Annotated in this window: 20 protein-coding genes and 1 tRNA gene; 16 read left to right on the top strand and 5 right to left on the bottom strand. The window is 68.5% G+C overall.

The genetic code is table 11. The annotated features are described in order from the left end of the window. Positions 1-633 (bottom strand): hypothetical protein (locus AC1DV7_RS16575; RefSeq protein WP_477598413.1); only part of this gene is annotated, 633 nt, incomplete at its 3' end. Positions 634-839: 206 nt separating this feature from the next. Further along, entirely contained in the window at positions 840-1310 is a 471-nt protein-coding gene (locus AC1DV7_RS16580; protein ID WP_477598415.1) for a cupin domain-containing protein, read from the bottom strand. Positions 1311-1503: 193 nt separating this feature from the next. On the opposite strand from AC1DV7_RS16580, the gene AC1DV7_RS16585 reads away from it, so the two are divergent. Then, on the top strand, positions 1504-1872 hold the full coding sequence (locus AC1DV7_RS16585; protein WP_477598417.1) for a hypothetical protein: 369 nt from the start codon (positions 1504-1506) through the stop codon (positions 1870-1872). Positions 1873-2332: 460 nt separating this feature from the next. Here the strand turns inward: AC1DV7_RS16585 and AC1DV7_RS16590 are convergent, their stop codons facing one another. Next, on the bottom strand, positions 2333-3316 hold the full coding sequence (locus AC1DV7_RS16590; protein ID WP_477598418.1) for a DUF6454 family protein: 984 nt from the start codon (positions 3314-3316) through the stop codon (positions 2333-2335). A gap of 258 nt (positions 3317-3574) precedes the next feature. On the opposite strand from AC1DV7_RS16590, the gene AC1DV7_RS16595 reads away from it, so the two are divergent. The 10 genes from AC1DV7_RS16595 to AC1DV7_RS16640 all read left to right on the top strand — a co-directional run bounded on the left by AC1DV7_RS16595 (position 3575) and on the right by AC1DV7_RS16640 (position 13114). After that, complete coding sequence (locus AC1DV7_RS16595; protein WP_477598420.1) at positions 3575-4588, top strand: glycerophosphodiester phosphodiesterase family protein; 1014 nt, start codon at positions 3575-3577, stop codon at positions 4586-4588. Between the two features lie 376 nt (positions 4589-4964). Beyond that, positions 4965-5162 carry a LacI family DNA-binding transcriptional regulator gene (locus AC1DV7_RS16600; RefSeq protein ID WP_477598421.1) on the top strand — a complete coding sequence of 66 codons (198 nt, stop codon included), beginning with the start codon at positions 4965-4967 and terminating at the stop codon, positions 5160-5162. Positions 5163-5350: 188 nt separating this feature from the next. Beyond that, complete coding sequence (locus AC1DV7_RS16605) at positions 5351-6352, top strand: LacI family DNA-binding transcriptional regulator (protein WP_477598423.1); 1002 nt, start codon at positions 5351-5353, stop codon at positions 6350-6352. A gap of 136 nt (positions 6353-6488) precedes the next feature. Next, on the top strand, positions 6489-7409 hold the full coding sequence (locus AC1DV7_RS16610; RefSeq protein WP_477598425.1) for a ribokinase: 921 nt from the start codon (positions 6489-6491) through the stop codon (positions 7407-7409). Between the two features lie 71 nt (positions 7410-7480). Beyond that, positions 7481-8794 (top strand): ABC transporter substrate-binding protein, encoded by a 1314-nt coding sequence (locus AC1DV7_RS16615; protein ID WP_477598426.1) that lies wholly within the window; start codon positions 7481-7483, stop codon positions 8792-8794. Positions 8795-8871: 77 nt separating this feature from the next. Further along, complete coding sequence (locus tag AC1DV7_RS16620; RefSeq protein ID WP_477598428.1) at positions 8872-9765, top strand: carbohydrate ABC transporter permease; 894 nt, start codon at positions 8872-8874, stop codon at positions 9763-9765. Beyond that, positions 9762-10670, top strand: coding sequence for a carbohydrate ABC transporter permease (locus AC1DV7_RS16625; RefSeq protein ID WP_477598430.1), 909 nt, complete (start codon positions 9762-9764; stop codon positions 10668-10670). The genes AC1DV7_RS16620 and AC1DV7_RS16625 overlap by 4 nt, the downstream gene beginning before the upstream one ends. Positions 10671-10676: 6 nt before the next feature. Beyond that, positions 10677-11189, top strand: a complete 513-nt coding sequence (locus tag AC1DV7_RS16630) for an RpiB/LacA/LacB family sugar-phosphate isomerase (protein ID WP_477598431.1) — start codon at positions 10677-10679, stop codon at positions 11187-11189. 75 nt (positions 11190-11264) lie between these two features. Continuing rightward, the gene (locus tag AC1DV7_RS16635; protein ID WP_477598433.1) at positions 11265-12041 is read left to right on the top strand and encodes an RraA family protein; all 777 of its coding nucleotides are present in this window, start codon (positions 11265-11267) and stop codon (positions 12039-12041) included. Positions 12042-12148: 107 nt separating this feature from the next. Next, a complete protein-coding gene (locus AC1DV7_RS16640) occupies positions 12149-13114 on the top strand; it encodes a LacI family DNA-binding transcriptional regulator (protein WP_477598445.1) in 966 nt (321 codons plus the stop codon). Positions 13115-13436: 322 nt separating this feature from the next. Here AC1DV7_RS16640 and AC1DV7_RS16645 read toward each other — a convergent pair. Further along, positions 13437-13512 (bottom strand) — tRNA-Arg (locus tag AC1DV7_RS16645). Positions 13513-13887: 375 nt separating this feature from the next. On the opposite strand from AC1DV7_RS16645, the gene AC1DV7_RS16650 reads away from it, so the two are divergent. After that, positions 13888-14604: a hypothetical protein gene (locus AC1DV7_RS16650; RefSeq protein WP_477598435.1), complete on the top strand. Its 717-nt coding sequence runs from the start codon at positions 13888-13890 to the stop codon at positions 14602-14604. Positions 14605-14778: 174 nt separating this feature from the next. On the opposite strand, the gene AC1DV7_RS16655 is transcribed toward AC1DV7_RS16650, so the two are convergent. Next, the gene (locus AC1DV7_RS16655) at positions 14779-14967 is read right to left on the bottom strand and encodes a hypothetical protein (protein ID WP_477598436.1); all 189 of its coding nucleotides are present in this window, start codon (positions 14965-14967) and stop codon (positions 14779-14781) included. Positions 14968-15174: 207 nt separating this feature from the next. Here AC1DV7_RS16655 and AC1DV7_RS16660 point away from each other — a divergent pair, with 207 nt between their 5' ends. The 4 genes from AC1DV7_RS16660 to AC1DV7_RS16675 all read left to right on the top strand — a co-directional run. Continuing rightward, positions 15175-15753 carry an OsmC family protein gene (locus AC1DV7_RS16660; protein ID WP_477598438.1) on the top strand — a complete coding sequence of 193 codons (579 nt, stop codon included), beginning with the start codon at positions 15175-15177 and terminating at the stop codon, positions 15751-15753. A gap of 67 nt (positions 15754-15820) precedes the next feature. Then, on the top strand, positions 15821-17203 hold the full coding sequence (locus AC1DV7_RS16665) for an NAD(P)-binding domain-containing protein (protein WP_477598440.1): 1383 nt from the start codon (positions 15821-15823) through the stop codon (positions 17201-17203). Next, entirely contained in the window at positions 17200-18474 is a 1275-nt protein-coding gene (locus tag AC1DV7_RS16670; RefSeq protein WP_477598442.1) for an NAD(P)/FAD-dependent oxidoreductase, read from the top strand. Before AC1DV7_RS16665 ends, AC1DV7_RS16670 begins: the two co-directional genes overlap by 4 nt. Before the next feature lie 140 nt (positions 18475-18614). After that, a partial coding sequence (locus tag AC1DV7_RS16675; protein WP_477598444.1) for an AfsR/SARP family transcriptional regulator occupies positions 18615-19249 on the top strand: 635 nt, incomplete at its 3' end.

Consider the following 19249-nt stretch of genomic DNA (forward strand, 5'->3'; position numbering starts at 1 on the left):
GGCGACGGGTGCGGCGGCGGGGGCGGCAACTGCGACCCCGGCGCCGGCCGCCGTGGCGCCGGCCGCCGTGGCGCCGACCATCGTGACAGCACCCCACGCGACGGCCCGAGGGGCGTGTGACTGCGCCTCGAACAGCGGCGTCACCGCGGCGAGCTCGCCGACCTCGGCATGGCTGCCGGGCACTCGCAACGATGCGCTCAGCGTCTCGAGCGGCAGGCCGAGAGCGTCCTGGCCCTCGTTCACGAGCGCGAACACCGTGGTCGGCTCCAGCCCGGCGATCCTGGCGATCGAGTCTCGTCCGAGCCCGGCCACCACGCCCATCGCGAGCACGTCGGCGACGGCCGGAGGGCAGGCGCGCAGCATGGCGACGCCGGCGTCCACGGGGTCGGGCTCGTGGTCGGTGGTGTGCAGGGCGCCAGGGTCCGTCACGGGCGTGGCGGTGGTTCGCAGGGCGCCGGCTACGACTGCATGCTCTCGCGCGGTACCGACGGCAACCTCGAGCCAGTCGTCGTCATCGTCGGCATCCAGCATCGACAGGCCGTCGAGCAGGCTGGCCCAGGTGGCTTGGGCGATGGGAGCGGGGTCACCGTCGGTAACCACACGCAAATAGCGGACGAGGACAGGGTTGGTCACCGCATGCAAGCATGCGAAGGCTTCCTCGTCGCCCCCTTGGGCACCGAGGAGGAACGTGACCATTTTCCCCGGCATGTCCATATTTTCACGTACGAGGTGCGCTAAGCACCTCCTCCGTTCGGTCGATGATTCTAAGTATCGAGTCCTAGGACTTGGTTCCGTTTGCCCCGTGTGCCCGACTTGCGCGGCGGCCGGCCTCGAGGTCCTCAGACATAGCTCTCGGGCACCGGACCGACGACCTCCATGTTGTAGCGCGTGGCGATGCGCTCGACCCGAGACGGGTCGTCATCGCCCGTGCTGAGCGCTTCGCTGAGGTCGTCGAAGTATCCCACCATGGCGGCCGGCAGGTAGAGGTTGAGCTTGCTGCTGGGGGCGTCGCCCACCCGGAAGCCGTGCGTGACCCCGGCCGGGATGTAGATGAAGGAGCCGGCGGGGCATCGCCACTCCTGCTCCCTGATGAAGATCCGGTATTCGCCCTTGAGGACGTAGAACGCCTCCGCCGCGCCGTGGTGGATGTGCAGGGGTGGGCCGAAGCCGGGCGGTTCGTCCGCCTCGAGGAGCGTGAAGGCGTCGCCGGTCTCGGCGGCTGAGGCCTTGACGGTCATGGAGAAGGCGCCCAGGTCGATGCTGCGACCCTCGCCGGGCTGGAGGACGAATGTGCCGTCGTCACTGGTCATGGCCACCTCCTGTGTCCTGCCCATGGTGCTCCCCTCACGTCCTCGCGGGGCCGATCGAGCGCAAGTCATGAGCGCGCCGAGGCGCCGGTGCCGCGGTGGACAGCCGACAGCCCACGCAGGACCATCAGGCATGAGGTCCGCTTGGCTCGGACGGTTTCGGCTTGGGTTGTGGCTGGCTGCATGGTTGCTGGCCTTGGCTGTCCCGGTCGTGGTCAGTGTCTTCTGGCGCCGCGCCGACTATCCGGATGGCGAGTCCGGCCGGTACGTCGTGCTGCCCCTCCTCGTGGCCGTGCTCGCGACCATCGCGTGGGGGTTCGTGCTCGGACGCTCAGCTCGGTGGCGGGTGCTCCTGGTGTCCGACCTGGTCGGGGCCCTGGCTACCGTCGTCTTCATCGAGATCGGCTCAGCGATAGAGCCGATCGGAGGCGAGGGCGGCTACTACTTCATCAACTGGCTGCTCTATTGCGTCGCCATCGGAGTCGTGCTCGGGGTGGGCGCCGCGATGGGACTCGCTGCTCGAAGGGTGGCCGCGCGAAAGGATCGGGCGGCGACGCACCGGTGAGGGCGACGCACCGGTGAGGGGCTAACCGGTGCGGGCGGCGCACCGGTGAGATGGCCTGGTGTCGTATGGCGGGTGGTTCAGTCGTATGGCGGGTGGTTCAGTAGGCCCCGCCGTTCCACGCGGCCATGCTGGGCCCGACCTGGACGGTGCCCTTGGGCGTTGTCCAACGCTCCTTGAGGCAGCATGAACATCGAACGTAGCGCTCGCCGTCAGAGGTGTGCGCGTTCTCCCAGCGGTGGTGGATGCTCCACCTGCACATCAGTGGGGACTGTGGGATTTCCATGCTGGTGCCTTCCCCCGCCGACCATGTGAATTGGTCTTGTACTGCAACGGTCTCGCCGCGCAGTCCTGATGTCAACGCTCGTGCCGTCCTTGCCGGTGGAACCCGGCCTCGCCTGTGGAACATGGCTCGACCCGGCGCCACCGGCGAACGCGGTGGGCCGGGTCGAGCCCGGGAGCATCAGCTGGTCACGGATGCTTCATAGGTGAGGATCTCGGTGCCGTTGCCCTCTTCGCCGTTGTCGGGGGCGACGCGCATCGTGAGGTGGTTGCCCGCAGCCGTCATCTTGAACGGGTTGCGGGTGGCCACGTGCCCGCCGGTGGACCACTTCTGAAAGGGGATCTCACGGGTGACCCGGTGGGACTTGAGGTCGATCATTGCCACGCCGCCGAGTTCGTAGGTGGCGCCAGTTCCGCCTGCCGTCGGGGTCTGGGGCAGGTTGGTGACGCCCGCACAGAGCATCTTGCGGCTTGGCACGTACTGGCAGTCCTGGTAGTCGATGAAGAAGTTGGGGTTGTCCCACTTCCTCAGCTCCTTGCCGGTAGAAGTCCACTCGGTGAAGCGACGGGAGCCCCACGTGTTGCCGAGCAGGTGGCCGGTCTCCTTGTCCAAGACGATTCCGCCGAAGTGATCCTTGACCTCGAACTGCTTGTGGACGTCGAGGCTCTTGGCATCGACCCGGTAGATGATGGCGCTGGAGTCCGGGCGGTACTGCGCGACGGGAACCCAGACGTTGGTGCCGTCGAAGTCGATGCCGCCGGGGTGGTACATATCGCCCTCGCCGAGGGTGATGTCCTTCTGGAGGTTGCCCTTCCGGTCCATCACGAAGAGGTGACCGATGCCCTTGCCGGCCGTGCGGTCATACCCACCCTGAGGGGTGGGGTACTTCACCGTGGGCTCAAGGATCTCGACCGAGGACAGGAAGATGTGGTCCGGGGAGAAGGCGATGCCCTCGGTGTGGAACGTGGGGAAGCTCAGCTTGACCTTGCTGGTCAGTTGCCAGTCCGTATTGCGCGTGACGTTGCCGAAGCTATTCGCGAGATCGGTGTTTGCCGGGTGCTGCTCGCTGCGCTCGGCGGCATGGGCGGTAGCCGCTGCGGTGGTGCCCGCGGCGAGGGCGATGGCGGCTGTCAGGGCAGCGCCTCGGGTGCGGATGCGGTTCATGAGAACCCTTCCTCTCGGGGAAACGTGGGGTCCTGCGACGCTACGAAGGGATCGTGAACCGGACACGTCGGGCGTCCACCGGTTGCCTGAACAGCGGCCTGACCTGTTGGGGCGGGGGAGGGACACCGCTTGTTGTGCCCTGGTTCACCCAGGCGCAGCGAACTCGTTGGTGCCCCTCTTAGCGTCCGGGACATGAGATCCCTACGAGTTGTTGTGTCCGCAGTTGGTGCGGCCTGCGTGTGTCTGTCCGTCACTGGCGTGGCTCAGGCCACGCCCGACCCCGCTGGTCCCGGCGTGTTGCCACAGAAGACGCAGTTCGACCTCCAAGCCCACCGTGGTGGCATTGGTAGGACGACGGAGGAGTCCCTGCCCGGGTTCGCCAAGGCGCTGCAGTTGGGCGTGAGCACCCTGGAGCTCGACACCCAGGTCACCAAGGACGACAAGGTCGTGGTCACCCACGACCGACAGATCAGCGCCCAGAAGTGCAAGGACACTGCGCCGGCATTCCCGGGCGACCCGATGTACCCCTACGTGGGCAAGTACATCAAGGACCTCACCCTCGCCGAGATCAAGACCATGGACTGTGGCTACGAGCAGCTGCCGGGTTTCCCACAGCAGGAGCAGGTCAAGGGCTGGCGCATGGCTGAACTCAAGGACGTCCTGGACCTCGTGAAGGACTACCGCGCCAACCAGGTCAAGCTCAACATCGAGACCAAGGTGGAAGCCGGTGCCCCTGAGCAGACGGCCCCACGTGAGCAGTTCGTCCGCCGGGTCTACGAGGAGATCCACGCCTCCGGCATCGAGCGACAGGTGAGCATCCAGTCCTTCGACTGGGGTGCACTCAAGCTGATGCACAGCTTCGCCCCCGCCTGGCCGCTGGTCGCCCTGACGAACTACGACTTCCTTCAGGTCGGCAAGCCTGGTGCTTCTCCGTGGCTGGGCGGTGTCGACTCCGACACCTACGGAGGTGACTTGGTCAAGACGGCCGAGGCGGCAGTGCCCGGTCTGACGGCGGTGTCGCCGAACTACGGCTTCCCGCAGAACGGCAAGGTCGGCGACCCCAACTTCCGCTTCCACCCGGACAAGGCGATGGTCTCCGAGGCGCACCAGCGCGGCCTGAAGATCATCCCGTGGACCTGCGATGACAACGCCACGATCGGGGCGCTGATGGACATGGGTGTCGACGGCATCATCACCGACTACCCGAACCACGTACGAGACATCATGGCCGAGCGCGGCATGCGACTGCCGAAGGCGTATCCCGCTCCCTGATCCCGGTCGATTCGAGCCGGGGCACCTTGAGGTTCAAGGTGCCCCGCCTTGCCATGCGGTGCCTGCGCCTTGCGGGGCGGGTGGGGTGCGCGTATGGCGCGGGCCCGCAGCGCGAGGCCCGACCGCGGGCACGCGCGTCGCGACGGCACGGCGCCACAGGCTGTCGAGATCAGAACCCACTCGTTCAGGGTCAGAGTTGTTGAAACGGGTTGCTCTCGAGCAGATTCGAACTGCCGACACCCGCTTTAGGAGTCCGACAGGGGTTGAGCGCCAACGCGGACTCCATTGCACTGCAACGGGCTTCTTCGCCCTGCGTGCCGGGTGGTTCTGGCTGTTTCGAACCCTGGGGGTACCTCCCGGGTACCTGATCGGGGCCGTGGCCTACTCACCTCTGCCGCACACGCGCTGCAGGTCTGCGACGAACCAGACGTCGTCCAAATCACCTGATGTCAGGGGGTCGGGAAGGAAGCGGCTACTCGAAGCCACCGACCCGGGGCGAGCCTCTGCGCCGACCATCAAGGACGTCGCTCGTCTGGCCGGTGTGAGCTCTGCGACTGTGTCGCGGGGGCTGTAGGGAGGTCCCTGTACGCGAAGAGACGTGGCGAAGGGTGCAGGAGGCGATCGCGCTTCTGGGTTATGAACGGAACGAAGCGGCGTCCGCTCTTCGCCGTGGGCGTAACGCGTAGCAGTCAGGGACTCGGCGTCCAGGCGCGGGCCCTGTGCGGGCGTCCCGGTAGGGGACGGCTCGTCTACGCTCGGTGCATGGTGGCGACACGCAACGATGTGGCCCGCCGCGCGGGGGTCTCCGTCGCGGTGGTGTCGTACGTCGTCAACAACGGACCCCGGCCCGTCGCCGTCGAGACCCGGCAGCGGGTGCTTGCGGCCATCGACGAGCTGGATTACCGACCGGACGCTGTGGCCAGACAGCTGCGTACGGGGCGCAGCAACTTCATCGGGGTGGTGCTGCCGGACGTGAGCCTGCCCCACTTCGGTGAGCTGACGCATGCCTTGAGCGAGCTCGCCTCTGAGCGTGGTCAGCAGATGATCATCGCTTCGACGGACTGGGATGCGACTGCCGAGCGGCAGCAGCTGGAGTTTCTCGCCGGCCGGCGGGTGGACGGGGTGGTGCTCATGAGTGTCGACCCGACCCAGGACTTCCAGTGGCTGGTCGACCTGGGCACCGAGGTCGTGGTGATCGACCGGCCGGAGGCCGCTGTCAACGGAGCTCGCGCAGCGACGCTGCATCTGGTCGAGCACGGACACCGGCGGATCGCCTTCGTCGGTGGCGCGGCCGGGGTGGCCGCCGGGCGGCGTCGGCGTGAAGGGTGGGCCAGCGCCCTGCACGAGCAGGGTCTCGAGGTCGACGAGAGCCTGATGGTCGCCCCGAGCATCAGTCACGAGGGCGGCTACGGCGTGCTGCGCCAGCTGCTCGACCGTCCGCATCCACCGACCGCCGTGTACGTCGACTCTGACGCCCAAGCGGTCGGAATCCTGCGCGCTGCCGCGGATCTCGGCGTCCGGGTGCCGGACGACCTCGCCTTGGTGAGTGGGGAAGGCACAGCCACTGCAGCTTATGCCGTGCCCAGCCTCACGAGCATCGAGGTCCCGCGTCGCGCCATCGCCAAGGAGGCGCTCGAGGCCTTCACCCAGGGACCTCACCAAGGGCCCGGTGCCGCCTTGGAGAGAAAGGTGGGGCGCGTGTCGAACTCGACCTTCCAGCTGGTGCCGCGCGAGTCCTGCGGCCCCCACGACCGCCAGGCGTAGACGTCGCAGGCGGGTCCCGCTCTCCACAACCAGCCCCCGAGGAGAGGAAAATTGGGTCTTGACGTGTGAATCTACTCGTGTAGAGTCCTCCTCAATCTACACGAGTAGAACGAGCACAGCCTGGAGGTCGGAAGCGATGGCGCTGAGTCCGCAAGTCGTGGTGGTCGGCTCGGTCAACGAGGACCACGTCCTTGTTGTCGAGGCCCTGCCTCGGCCGGGGGAGACCGTCCTGGCGTTGGCCAGCTCGCGGTCGAGCGGCGGCAAGGGTGCCAACCAAGCTGTCGCAGCTGCCCGCGCGGGCACCCCCACCCAGCTCGTGGCGGCTCTGGGGAGCGACGCCTCGGCGACGTGGCTGCGTTCGGAGCTGGAGGCCCATGGGGTGCAGGGCCGTCACTTGGACAGGCTGGACGGGCCCTCCGGTACAGCCATCGTCGTGGTCGACCACAAGGGCGACAACTCGATCGTCGTCGACCCGGGCGCCAACGGCGGGCTCACGCCGGACTTCGTCCGGTCCGGTCTTGTGCAGCTCAAGGCTGACGACGTCCTCCTCCTGCAGTGCGAGGTACCCGCCGACACCTTGCGCGTGGCAGTGAATGCGGGAGCCGCGGCGGGGGCCAGGGTCGTTCTCAACTGGTCGCCCGTGGTGGAGCTGCCCGACGACCTCGTCAAGTGGGTCGACATCCTCGTGGTGAACCGCGGGGAAGCCCGCACCCTCGTGCCCGGCCATGCCGATACAGCGGCGGACGACCTCGCACTGGCCAGCGCCCTGGCTGATCGCTACTCCGTGAATACCGTGGTCACCCTGGGGGCCAGGGGCGCAGTCTGCTGCGTCGCGGGCCACCCCACCTTCGTACGTGCGACGTCCGTCGCATCGGTCATCGACTCCACTGGCGCCGGCGACACGTTCGCCGGCACCCTCGCCGCCGCCATCGCCCAGGGTGATCCCCTGGACGTGGCCACGTCTCGAGCCTGCATGGCCGCCTCCCTGTCCGTTATGTCACGCGGAGCCCAACCCGCTCCCGACCCGCAAGACCAACCCATCCCCGCCGCCCCCTGACCTGCCGCCAGGCGGTAGCACCCATTCGGTTGCCGCCCGGCGGCAGCACCATCTCAATGAGGAGAACCAGCATGGCCAAGCCATTCGTCACCAAGGCCTCCGCGCTCGTCGCGGTCGCCGCTGCCGCCAGCCTCGCGGCGGGTTGTGGCGCGGATTCTGCGGAGTCCGCGAACAAGCCCGTGGGAGGTTCGATCTCGTACGCGTTCTGGGGCAGCCCGGCGCGCGCGGAAAAGGTCAACAAGGTGATCGCCGAATACCAGTCCGCCCACGCGGGCACCAAGGTGACTCCAGACGTAGCGGACTACGTGTCCTACGTGGAACGCCTCACCGTGCGGGCGGCGGGTGGTGGCCTGGCCTGCGTGATCGGGACCCAGAGCACGTTCATCGCCCCGTATGCCGACAAGGGTGTCCTGCTGCCGCTGGACGACTTGATCAAGAGCAAGAAGATCAACGTGTCCCAGATCCCGCCGGATGTCCTCAAGGCGGGGCAGGTCGAGGGGAAGCAGTACATGATCCCGACCGGGACGTTCGTGCGCGTCCTGGCTTACAACGCCGACCTCGTGAAGGCGTCGGGGGCGCCCGCCCCGACCGACGACCTCACCTGGGAGCAGTACGCCGACTGGCTCAAGAAGGTCCAGCAGGGCCTGCCGAAGGGCAAGTACGCCGGTGAGATCGAGGGCCCCAACATGTTCTCCTTCACGTCATGGGTCCTGGCCCACGACCAGAAGATGTTCGACGGCAAGAAGCTCGCTTTCGACAAGCAGACGCTGGTCGACTGGTTCCAGTACTGGCTGGACCTCCAGAAGGCCGGGGTCACCGTGCCGCCGAGCATGATCCCCGAACAGACCCTCTCCCTCGAGCAGACACCAATGGCCAAGGGCGTGGCCGCCTCCGCCACGCGGGACATCCCGCACATGTACATCACCGAGAAGGCCCTGGCCGCCAACAAGCTGGGTGGATCCGTCAAGGGTGTCTCGATGCCCTCGGAGAGCCCGACCGTCTCGACCAACGTCCTCGGTACCAACGGCCTGTCGATCCCCAAGAAGTGCGACAACCAGGCGACTGCCGCCTCGTTCATCGACCACTTCACCAACGACAAGTCCGCTGCCCTGGCCTTCCAGTCCGACAACGGGATCCTGACCAACAGCGCCAACCAGGAGGCACTGCTCTCCGACGCCGCGACTCCGGCTGGAGTCAAGCAGAACGTCACGATCCTGCGGGACCTCACCAAGCGCGGCGACCTGGCGAACACCGACTACCCGGACGGGCTGGCCACGCTCACCAGCGAGCTGACCCGCATCTACTCGCAGGTCGCCTTCGGCAAGATGACGCCACAGGCCGCTGCCGACGCCTTCTTCGCCAAGGCCGACTCGGCCCTTCGCTGACGAGCGGGACGGAGCCAGCCATGGTTGTCGACACAAGGGTCCCACCCCTTACAGAAACAGCGCCGGGGCGGCGCAAGGTGAGCGCCGCCACGCGGGACACCGTCGCTGGGTACCTGTTCATGACTCCCTGGCTGTTGGGCTTCGTGTTCATCGTCGGTGGCCCCGTCCTGGTCTCGCTCTACCTGTCGTTCACGGAGTACAACATCCTGGGATCACCCAGCTGGGTCGGGTGGGACAACTACGTGCAGATGTTCACCGTCGACGACCGCTTCCGCACGTCGCTCAAGGTGACCCTCACCTACCTGGTGGTCTCCGTCCCCCTCGTGCAGGTCTTCGCACTGTTCCTCGCCACCGTCCTCCACAAGGGGGTGCGCGGCCTGGCCTTCTACCGGACCGTGTTCTACATCCCCTCGCTGATCGGGGGTTCGGTCGCGATCGCCATCCTGTGGCGCTTCGTCTTCGGCGCCGAAGGCCTGTTCAACGGGCTGCTGCGAGCGATCGGCATCGATGCGACGACCTCGTGGATCGGCAGTCCCGGCACGGCGCTCTACACCCTCGTGGTGCTGAACGTGTGGCAGTTCGGGGCCGCCATGATCATCTACCTCGCCGGGCTCAAGCAGGTGCCGGTGCAGCTGCTCGAGGCGGCGATGCTCGACGGAGCCGGGCCCATCCGCAGGTTCGTCTCGGTCACCCTGCCGATCCTGAGCCCGGTGATCCTGTTCAACGTCCTGATGAACATGGTCGGAGCGTTCCAGGCCTTCAACAGCGCCTACATCGTCAGCAACGGCAGCGGCGGCCCCGCCGACTCCACGTTGTTCTACACGCTGTACCTCTACCAACGCGGGTTCGTGGACTTCGACATGGGGTACGCGTCCGCGCTCGGCTGGTTCCTGCTCGTCGTCGTCGGCGCCGCCGCCCTGCTGCTCTTCGGCATCAGTCGCCGATTCGTCTACTACGGGGAAGAGTCATGAGCATCCTCTCGAGGTCCGCGCAGACCCGCACCCACGGTCAGGACCGGTCCGACACGGCGACGCGGCTGCGCACCACCCCGCCCAAGAAGTTCCTGACCCACCTTGCCCTCATCGCCGCCGGGTCAGTGATGTTCTACCCGCTGGCCTGGATGCTCGGCGCCTCGCTGCGATCCGACACCCGGATCAACGACGCCGGCCTCTGGCCCGGTTCCGACTTCACTCTCGACGGCTTCACGACAGGACTCGCGGGCCTGTCCGGCGTGCCGTTCTGGCGGTTCATCGCCAACTCGATGCTCGTCTCCGCATTGTGTGTGGCGGCCAACCTGATCGCGTGCACGCTCACGGCATACGCGTTCGCCCGCATCGACTTCCGGCTGAAGAAGCTGTGGTTCGCCATCATGCTGGGGACGCTCATGCTGCCGCACCACGTGCTGCTGATCCCCCAGTACATCCTCTTCAGGGAACTCGGCTGGACCAACACCTACCTCCCGTTCATCGTCCCGAAGCTGCTCGGCACCGACGCGTTCTTCGTCTTCCTGCTCGTGCAGTTCTTCCGGGCGATCCCCCGGGAGATCGACGAGGCGGCCAGGGTCGACGGCTGCGGTCACCTGGGCATCTTCCTCCGCATCATCCTGCCCCTGTCCAAGCCAGCTCTGGCGACCACCGCGATCTTCACGTTCATCTACTCCTGGAACGACTTCTTCACGCCCCTGCTGTACCTCAGCGACGCCAAGCTCTACACCGTCCCACTCGCCCTCCGGGCGTTCATCGACACCACGTCCGGGTCCGCCTTCGGCGCCCTGTTCGCCATGTCGGTGCTGTCCCTGCTACCGGTCCTAGGGGTCTTCATCGCCTTCCAGAAGCTCCTCGTCGAGGGCATCGCAACCACCGGACTGAAGGGCTAGCCGACCATGCGCATCGCCGTCTCCAACGACCACGCCGGACTTCCCCTCAAGGGCATCGTCATCGAGCACCTCCGCCGCGGCGGGCACGACGTCGTCGACGTCGGCACCGACACCGACGAACCAGTCGACTTCCCGGTCATGACCCAGCGGGTCACCGACCTCCTGGCCGACGGCTCCGTCGAGCGAGGGGTCCTCGTGTGTGGCACCGGGGTGGGCGCGGCCATCGCCGCTAACAAGGTTCCCGGCATCCGCGCCGCCGTCATCCACGACACGCACGTCGCCCGTCAGGGCGTCCAGCACGACGACGTCAACGTCGCCTGCCTCGGCGCATGGATCGTCGGTCGACGCATCGCCGAGGACGCGCTGGACGCCTACGTCTCGGCGACCTTCGATGGCACCGACGACGTGCTGCGCCGCGTGGCGCAGCTGGCCGACATGGAGCGTGCCGGCGCACGGCGGCTCCTGCGGCACGAGCCACAGGAGCCACCGGGAGGAGGTGCGGTCCAGACCTCGACCTGACCGGGATGGCCGCTGCCACGGCATACACCCCATCCGCACTGAACCCTCAGCACTACATCGAGAAAGGCTAGTCCTATGGCGCTCGACAGCGCACGCAAGAAGGAAATCCTCGACACCGTCTCCAAGCTCCGCGTCACCGACATCCGTGACGGCTTGGACTGGGTCGGGCTGCACCACTTCGGCACCGTGTCTCCCGAGATCCGGCCCCTGTGGCGCACCAAGGCAGCCGGCTTCGCCGTCACCTGCCGGCACATCCCCACCCAGGAGCAGGTGCCGACCATGACTCCGCAGGACTACACCAAGTGGGCCTACGAGTACTGGTACGGCGAGGTGTTCGGCAACGACCTGGCCGAGCAATTCGACGAGCACAGCTTCCTCGTCGTCGACACGTGCAACACTCCCACCCCCGCGGTGGGCTCCATGGACTCCATGATCTGGGCCGCTCTGGGCGCCCGGGGAGTGCTGACCAACGGAGGCACCCGCGACTCCGACGAGACCCTCGAGCAGAAGGCGATCCCGATCTGGTCGCGCTGGATCGTCCAGCCGATGTACCAGGGTCGCGTCGAGTGGGGCGGCCACAGCATGCCCGTGGAGATCGGTGGCCAGCGGGTCAACCGCGAGGACCTCGTCGTCGCGGACGGCGACGGCGCCATCGTCGTCCCTGAGCACGCGATCGACGACGTCCTGACCTACGCCATCCAGGAGTCGGAGAACGACAAGAAGGCCAGGGCGCTGCTGTTCGACCGGCTCGGCATCCCCCGCAACGAGACCACCTCGAGCTCGTTCGACGTGGAACCGCACCCGTACGAGCTCACCGCCGAGAAGCTCGACTCGCTGCTGCGTCGTTCGTGACGTCGAGGCCGCCACGAGACGGGGGGGTCGGGCATCGCCCGGCTCCCCCGTCCGCGGGGGCGTCTGCCCACCCACCCTTGGTTCGCCGGGCTGTGACGCGCGACGACGTGGCCAGGCTCGCGGGGGTGTCACCCCCTGTGGTGTCGTACGTCCTGAACAACGGCCCACGCCCGGTCTCCGCGCCCACACGCCGGAAGGTCGAGGCCGCCATTGCCGAGCTGGACTACCGCCCCGACGGCCGCGCCCGGTCCCTGAAGCTCGGACGGACCCATGCCCTGGGCCTGATCCTCCCGGACGCGTCCAACCCGTTCTTCGCCGAGCTCGCGCATGCGGTCGAACGCGCCGCGGCCCGCGAGGGTTATGCCCTGCTGATTTGCAACACCTCGGACAGCCTCGTAGATGAGGAGCGGTACCTCGACGACCTCACGCAGCGTCGAGTGGACGGCCTCATCCTCGTCAGCGCCAGCACCGACCGCGACCTCACGCCCTGGAGCCGCGGCAGCACCCCCATCGTCGCAATGGACCGACTGCCCGACGAGAGCAACGTCTCGACAGTCCGCTTCGCCCACGACCGCGGTGCAGCGATCGCGACCCGGCATCTTCTCGAGCACGGCTACCGCGACATCGCCCTCGTCGCGGGTCCGTCGCACCTGCTCGTCAGCGAAGCGCGCACCAAGGGCTGGCGCAGAGCGTTGAGGGCCGCGGGCGACGAGGTGCCGACCTGCATCAACGCACCCTTCACGTACAGCGGAGGGTACGAAGCGGCGCACTCACTGCTGACCGCGCCCGGTCGGCCGGACGCCATCGTGGCCACCTCCGATGTCCAGGCGGTCGGCGTCATCAGTGCGGCCGCCCAGCTGGGGCTGAGCATCCCTGCGGAGCTGGCCGTTGCCTCCATCGACGGCACCAGGGCCGCCGCGTACTCCAACCCCGGGCTGACGACCGTCCGCCAACCCGTCGACCGAATGGCTTCGTGCGCCGTCGGACACGTCATCAGGCGCGACGGGATCATCCACCGCACCTTCAACGGCGCGCTCATCGCCCGCGGGAGCTGTGGGTGCGCCGGCTCATAGCCGCGATCGAATCTCACGACCACGAAGGATGGTGATGCTCACCTGGCGTGTGCGGCCCCCACTGCCGCCTACTGGTCGATGTCGGTGTTGTGGGCGAGCTCCCGCCCCTGCTCGATCTCCGCCAGCTAAGCGGTCAGGATCTTTCGCGACGCTCTTGTGAGCGTCAGCCCCAGCAGACCCTCTGCTCAGTCACGCTCAACTCCCACATGATGAAGAGCGTCAAGGATCAGCTGAAACAACTGTCAAGCATCAGCCGGAGCCGTGGCAGCGAAGTACCAGGGCCGAAGCATGCATGCATCCCACCTGACCTGCGATTTTGTGGTGGTGCCCTCGGGCAGATTCGAACTGCCGACACCCGCTTTAGGAGAGCGGTGCTCTATCCCCTGAGCTACGAGGGCGGGGTTGTGGTGGCGCCCCTACCGCAGGACTCGCTGAGACCCGATGGTGCCGGAGGCCACGCCTGAGGAAGGGTAGCCGACGTCTGCGGCCTGCCGCGCGGCGCACCCCAAGCGGCGCCGCGGCCTCATCTCTGCTGGCGCCCTCGGTCAGGCGCGAGGGCGCCGGATATCGGTTCGGACGCTGTTGTGGGAGCCGATTTCGCATACTTCGTCCGTTCGGCTCATACATGGACATAAGTGGCGTGTTCGGACAGAGACGCACCTGTCGCGCGGCACGATCATGCGCGCCGTGGGCCACCCCGCCTCGGACCTAGATCTATCGAAGGGCCGCTCGCACCCATGCGCAATCCGCGCCGCACTGCCGCCACACTGACCATGCTCGTCGCCATCACCACCTCCGCTGCGTGCGGAGCCACTAAGTCTCCCGCCGCCCAGCCCGTGGCGGCCAAGACGACGGCGGGCTCGACCGTCAGCACGACGACCACCCCCAACACGACGGCGACGGCGGCGATGAGCCGGAACCCGGGCACCGACCCGAAGGTGTACGCGGCGAAGCCGAAGATCAAGACTGGACCCGCCTCTCAGTTCATGCTCAGCCCCGCCGAGCAGCGCAGCGCAGCCGTCTGGCTCGACGGGCTCATGCACCGCTCGCACCTGGACTTCTCCAAGCTGCCGACGAAGCGGACTGCAGGCATGTGGGTCGCGGAGATGACCCCGAAACGGCACGCCGGCTATGCCAAGGCGGTCAAGGACAAGGTGCCCACGTTCGGGAACACGTGGTCGGCCTACGACCGCACGATGATGCGTGCCACCAAGGTGAGCGAGTACACCATCACCGCCAAGCGCGACTACATGGAAGCCGACTACCAGGAGGGGGCGGCGTTCCTGGTGCAGATGGCCGTCGACTATGACGTGTACGGCGACGGGAACCCAGAGCACCCCGACACCAAGGGCCGGCTCATCACCAACATCACCGTAGGCGTGGTCCCGGGCCACGACGGCCACCGGTGGCAGATGGCCTCCTGGTTCTACGAGGGCGGCTCCAGCTCCTGGCAGCGACTGGACGAGACGGGCCAGTGGGTCAAGTGGTGACGTCCGGGACCTGACCCGACGACATCAGGCCGATCGAGTTCAGCAGGCCGATCGAGAACGGCGGCTGGGGGACAGCAGGCTGTCAGAGGACAGCAGTCGGCTCCCGGGGCGCGGTGTGCGCCTCGGGAGCCGATCGTCGTGCAGGACAGGGATGTGAGAGGGCAGAACCCCAACTCAGCACCCGCTGTCGAGCGCGGCCGCTGGCGCGGCCGCCAGTCGCAGACGTGACAACCCGCGCCAGCGCTTGCGGCGCGCGAGCTTGCGCGCCAGCGCCACGTCATACGCCATCGCCCTCATCGGGTGCTGGGCGTCGAGCGCCACCTGGCGGTGCTCGGTCATCAACATCGTCGTGATCTCACTCATGTCAGCTCCTTGGTTGGTGTGGTGCCAAGGAGGGTGACGAGGCCGCCTTCCGCTGACCTTCCGCGCGCCAGCCCCAAACAGCCAAACCTTCCGCCGCCGAGCCAGCCAGCCATCCGTCGCGGAAGGTCGCCGGAAGGTGCCGTTCCTACCGTCCACTCCATCAACCAACCTGCCGGCACCACCGGCACACCTGAGGAGTGAACGACCTTGAGCAACACCGCATACGCAACCCCTGAGTCCATCAACGGCGTGGACGTGGCGACCCTTTTCGCCACCCTCGACGCGGTCAAGGGACAGAACGACATCGCGAAGTTCCAGTTCCGCGCCGAGAACACCTGGCAGTCAGGCACCCACAGCCAGTCGCGGATCCACGGCTTCTACGGCGCCGGCCAGGAGCTGACGCACACGCACGAGACGGTGCTGGACGCCGACCACCCGGTCGTCCTCACGGGCGCGGACAACGCCCCGACGCCGGTGGAGTACCTCCTCCACGCGCTGGCCGCCTGCCTCACCGCCGGAATCGCCAACATCGCCTCAGCCCGTGGCGTGACCCTCACGAAGGTCACCTCGACCGTGGAGGGCGACATCGACCTGCTCGGGATCCTCGGGCTGTCCGACGGCTCGGTCCGCAACGGCTACCAGGGCATCCGCGCCACCTTCCACATCGAGGGTGACGCGGACGACGAGACGCTGCGCGGCATCGTCGAGCAGTCGCGCCGCCGCTCCGCCGTCTACGACGTCCTCACCAACCCCACCCCCGTCTCCGTCTCCGTCGTGACCGGCTGAGCGGACAACCAGGGCACGTCCCCGGCCGGCGACCCCGGCCGGGGACGCACCCAGAAGGAGCACCACCATGCCCGCCATCGACACCGTCGTCATCGGTGCCGGCCACGCAGGCCTCGCCGTCAGCAGGCTTCTGACCCTCGAAGGACGCGACCACGTGGTCCTCGACCGCGGCCGCGTCGCCGAGAGCTGGCGCACCGCCCGCTGGGACTCACTGCACCTGCTCACCCCGAACTGGATGGCCCGCCTCCCGGGGTGGGCCCACAAGGGCCGCGACGCCGACGACTTCATGAGCGCCTCCCAGTTCGTGCACTACCTCGAGAGGTATGCCGCGAGCTTCAGTGCCCCTGTCCTCGCCGGTGTGCGCGTGGAGGAGGTCAGCGCCGTGGGGGACAAGTACCGCGTCGTCACGGACTGCGCGACCTGGCTGGCTCGTCACGTCGTCGTGGCGACAGGACCGGGCGGGCAGACCCGCGTCCCGGCTGCCGTGGAGGGACTGGACCCCGACGTCCACCTGACCACCTCGGCCGACTACCGCAACCCCCGGCAGCTGGCCGAGGGCGGAGTGCTGGTGGTCGGGGCGTCAGCCTCCGGCGTCCAGATCGCCGACGAACTGGCGGCTGCGGGCCGCGAGGTCGTGCTGGCCGTGGGTCGACACAACCGCATGCCTCGTGACTACCGGGGCATGGACATCTACTGGTGGCTGGAGCGCACCGGCCGCACCGCACGCACCATCGACCAGGTGGCCGACCCCGAGGCGGCGCGACGCGAGCCCTCGATGCAGCTCATCGGGCGCCGAGGTCACCACGGCGGCCCCCGCAACCTCGACCTCGGCACCCTGCAGGCGCGCGGTGTCCGGCTGACCGGTCACCTGGTCGGTGCCGACGGCCAGCAGGTGAGCTTCGCCGACGACCTGGTCGACTCGGTCGGCAGCGCGGACGACCGGATGCACCGGTTCCTCGACACCGTCGACCGGCACATCCAGCAGAGCGGGCTGACTCGTGAGGTCTGGCCGGCCGAGCGTCCGCGCGCCGTGGCGCTCCACGACGCGCCCGCGTCCCTGGACCTCCCGACCGCCGGGATCGGGACGGTCTTGCTCGCGACTGGTTACCGCCAGAGCCGTCCGTGGCTCAAGCTGCCCATCACCGCCGCTGACGGCTCGATCCGCCAGCGCCGCGGCCGGACCGAGGCCCCGGGCGTCTACGTCGTGGGCCAGAGGTTCCAGCACCGCCGGGACTCGGGGATGGTCGACGGGGCCGGGCACGACGCCGCCATGGTGGTCTCCGACCTCGTGGGCGCCACCCGCGCGTCGCGCGCCGAGACGGCTCCCGAGTTGGCTGCCGAGTCGGCCCCCACGTCTGCCCCCGCGTCGGCTCGCGTGGTGGCCCCCACGTCCGGGCCGGGCGAAGAGTCCGGAACCCGCGACGAGCGACTCGAGGGGCGTGCGTCATGAAGACCTACGACGCCGTCATCGTCGGCGCCCGGGTGGCCGGTGCCTCGACCGCCCTGCTCCTCGCCCGGGCGGGGGCGAAGGTGCTGCTCCTCGAGCGCTCGACGTACGGCTCTGACACCCTCTCGACCCACGGCCTCATGCGGGCGGGGGTGCTGCAGCTGTCGAGGTGGGGGCTGCTCGACCAGGTCGCCGCCGCGGGCACTCCGCCAGTGACCCGGACCCTCTTCCACTACCCGGCCAGCGCCCCCGTCCGCATCTCCATCCGGGCGAGCCAGGGCGTCCCTGCCCTCTACGCACCCCGGCGTCAGGTCCTCGACCGCATCCTCGTCGACGCCGCCGTGCAGGCAGGGGCCGAGGTGCGCCACGGCGTCACCGTGACCGGCCTGCTCACCGACCCCGACGGAAGGGTCGTGGGCGTGCAGGGCATCGAGGCCGACCGGGCCTTCACCGCATACGGGCGGACCACGATCGGTGCCGACGGGGTCAGGTCCACCATCGCGAACGCGGCGGACGCCACCGTGGAACGGCTCTCGACGTCCCACGGAGCCGTGCTCTACGGGTACTTCGACGACCTGCCGACCGAGGGCTACGAATGGGCCTACGGCTCCGGCACCGCGGCCGGCCTCATCCCGACCAACGACGGGCAGACCTGCGTCTTCGTGGGCACCACACCGGAGAGGCTGCGGGCGGCGCGCCGTGCCGGGGCGGACGCCGCCTTCACGCAGCTGTTCGGCACGGCGGCACCCCGGCTGCGGGGGCGACTGGCCTCCGCGACCGGGGCGGGTCGGCTGCACGGGTGGTCCGGTCAGGCGGGGCACATCCGCCGGTCCCACGGACCGGGCTGGGCGCTGGTCGGTGACGCCGGCTACTTCCGTGACCCCATCACGACCCACGGGATGACCGACGCCCTGCGCGACGCTGAGCTGCTCTCCGACGCGCTGCTCGCGACGTGGGCCGGGGAACAGCCCGAGGCGATCGCGCTCGCCGGGTACCAGGCGAAGCGGGACGCGTTGTCGCTCCAGCTGTTCGAGGTGAGCGACCGCATCGCCGGCTACGACTGGGGTGCCAGCGAGATCCAGCAGCTGCTCCGCGAGGTCAGCTCGGCCATGAGCGACGAGGTCGGGCTGCTGCAGTCCCTGCCCCCGCGCCCGCCGGGCCTGCCGCGCCCGCCGGGCCTGTCGCGCCCGGAGCGCCAACAGCGTCAGTCGAACTCCACGCAGGCCGGTCTCGAGGACCTCGTCCTTGCTGACACGCCCGGCGCGGGTCGCTAGCGTTGAAACCCTTCTCCCTGAGATCGGCACCGGCCATGGATGCGCGCATCAGTCTCCTCGGAGGGTTCTCCGTAACAGTCGGCGGCACTGTGGTCACGGACCAGCAGTGGAGCCRCCGCAACGCGAGCACCCTGGTGAAGGTGCTTGCCCTGGCGAGGGGACGGCGGCTGCACCGCGAACAGGTCATCGACGCCCTGTGGCCCGACCTGACGCCAGACCTTGCCGGTCCGCGGCTCCACCAGGCAGCGCACTACGCGCGGCGAGCCCTGGGAGAGGCGGCCGGGCAGGGCGTCGTCCTGCACCACGACTTCGTCGAGCTCCTGCCCGACGCCGAGGTGGTCGTCGACGCGGTCGACTTCCGCCTCGCGGCCGAAGCGGCGCTCGCCGAGGCTGCGGCGCCCGAGGCCGCGGCCGCTGCGCTGTCGCTCTACACCGGGGTCCTGCTCCCCGACGACGTCTACGAGCCCTGGGTCCACGCCCCTCGGGAGTCGCTGGAGCAGCTCCACCGCGACCTCCTGCGGCTGACGGGGCGGTGGGAGGCGCTGCTGGAGTCAGACCCGGCCGATGAGCAGGCGCACCTCGCACTGGCGCGGGCCCATGCCGACCGCGGCGACGTCAGGGCAGCGATGCGTCAGCTCGAGCGGCTGGAGCTGACGCTTCGCCGGGAGCTCGGCACCGGGCCGGGGGCCGAGGCCGAGTCGCTGCGCGCCGAGCTGGTCGCCGCGCAGTCCGTGCCCTCCGCAACCTCCGGCGGCGGCCGCGGCCAGGCCGCGGG

It is taken from the genome of Pedococcus sp. P2_E4 (genome assembly GCF_056403935.1).

Bases quoted from the DNA above. Each gene is read 5' to 3' on its own strand.
- AC1DV7_RS16610 (WP_477598425.1), top strand. From the start codon at position 6,489: ATGGCGCTGAGTCCGCAAGTCGTGGTGGTCGGCTCGGTCAACGAGGAC.
- AC1DV7_RS16630 (WP_477598431.1), top strand. From the start codon at position 10,677: ATGCGCATCGCCGTCTCCAACGACCACGCCGGACTTCCCCTCAAGGGC.
- AC1DV7_RS16615 (WP_477598426.1), top strand. From the start codon at position 7,481: ATGGCCAAGCCATTCGTCACCAAGGCCTCCGCGCTCGTCGCGGTCGCC.
- AC1DV7_RS16665 (WP_477598440.1), top strand. From the start codon at position 15,821: ATGCCCGCCATCGACACCGTCGTCATCGGTGCCGGCCACGCAGGCCTC.
- AC1DV7_RS16670 (WP_477598442.1), top strand. From the start codon at position 17,200: ATGAAGACCTACGACGCCGTCATCGTCGGCGCCCGGGTGGCCGGTGCC.
- AC1DV7_RS16580 (WP_477598415.1), bottom strand. From the start codon at position 1,310: ATGACCAGTGACGACGGCACATTCGTCCTCCAGCCCGGCGAGGGTCGC.
- AC1DV7_RS16590 (WP_477598418.1), bottom strand. From the start codon at position 3,316: ATGAACCGCATCCGCACCCGAGGCGCTGCCCTGACAGCCGCCATCGCC.
- AC1DV7_RS16655 (WP_477598436.1), bottom strand. From the start codon at position 14,967: ATGAGTGAGATCACGACGATGTTGATGACCGAGCACCGCCAGGTGGCG.
- AC1DV7_RS16650 (WP_477598435.1), top strand. From the start codon at position 13,888: ATGCTCGTCGCCATCACCACCTCCGCTGCGTGCGGAGCCACTAAGTCT.
- AC1DV7_RS16625 (WP_477598430.1), top strand. From the start codon at position 9,762: ATGAGCATCCTCTCGAGGTCCGCGCAGACCCGCACCCACGGTCAGGAC.
- AC1DV7_RS16605 (WP_477598423.1), top strand. From the start codon at position 5,351: ATGGTGGCGACACGCAACGATGTGGCCCGCCGCGCGGGGGTCTCCGTC.
- AC1DV7_RS16635 (WP_477598433.1), top strand. From the start codon at position 11,265: ATGGCGCTCGACAGCGCACGCAAGAAGGAAATCCTCGACACCGTCTCC.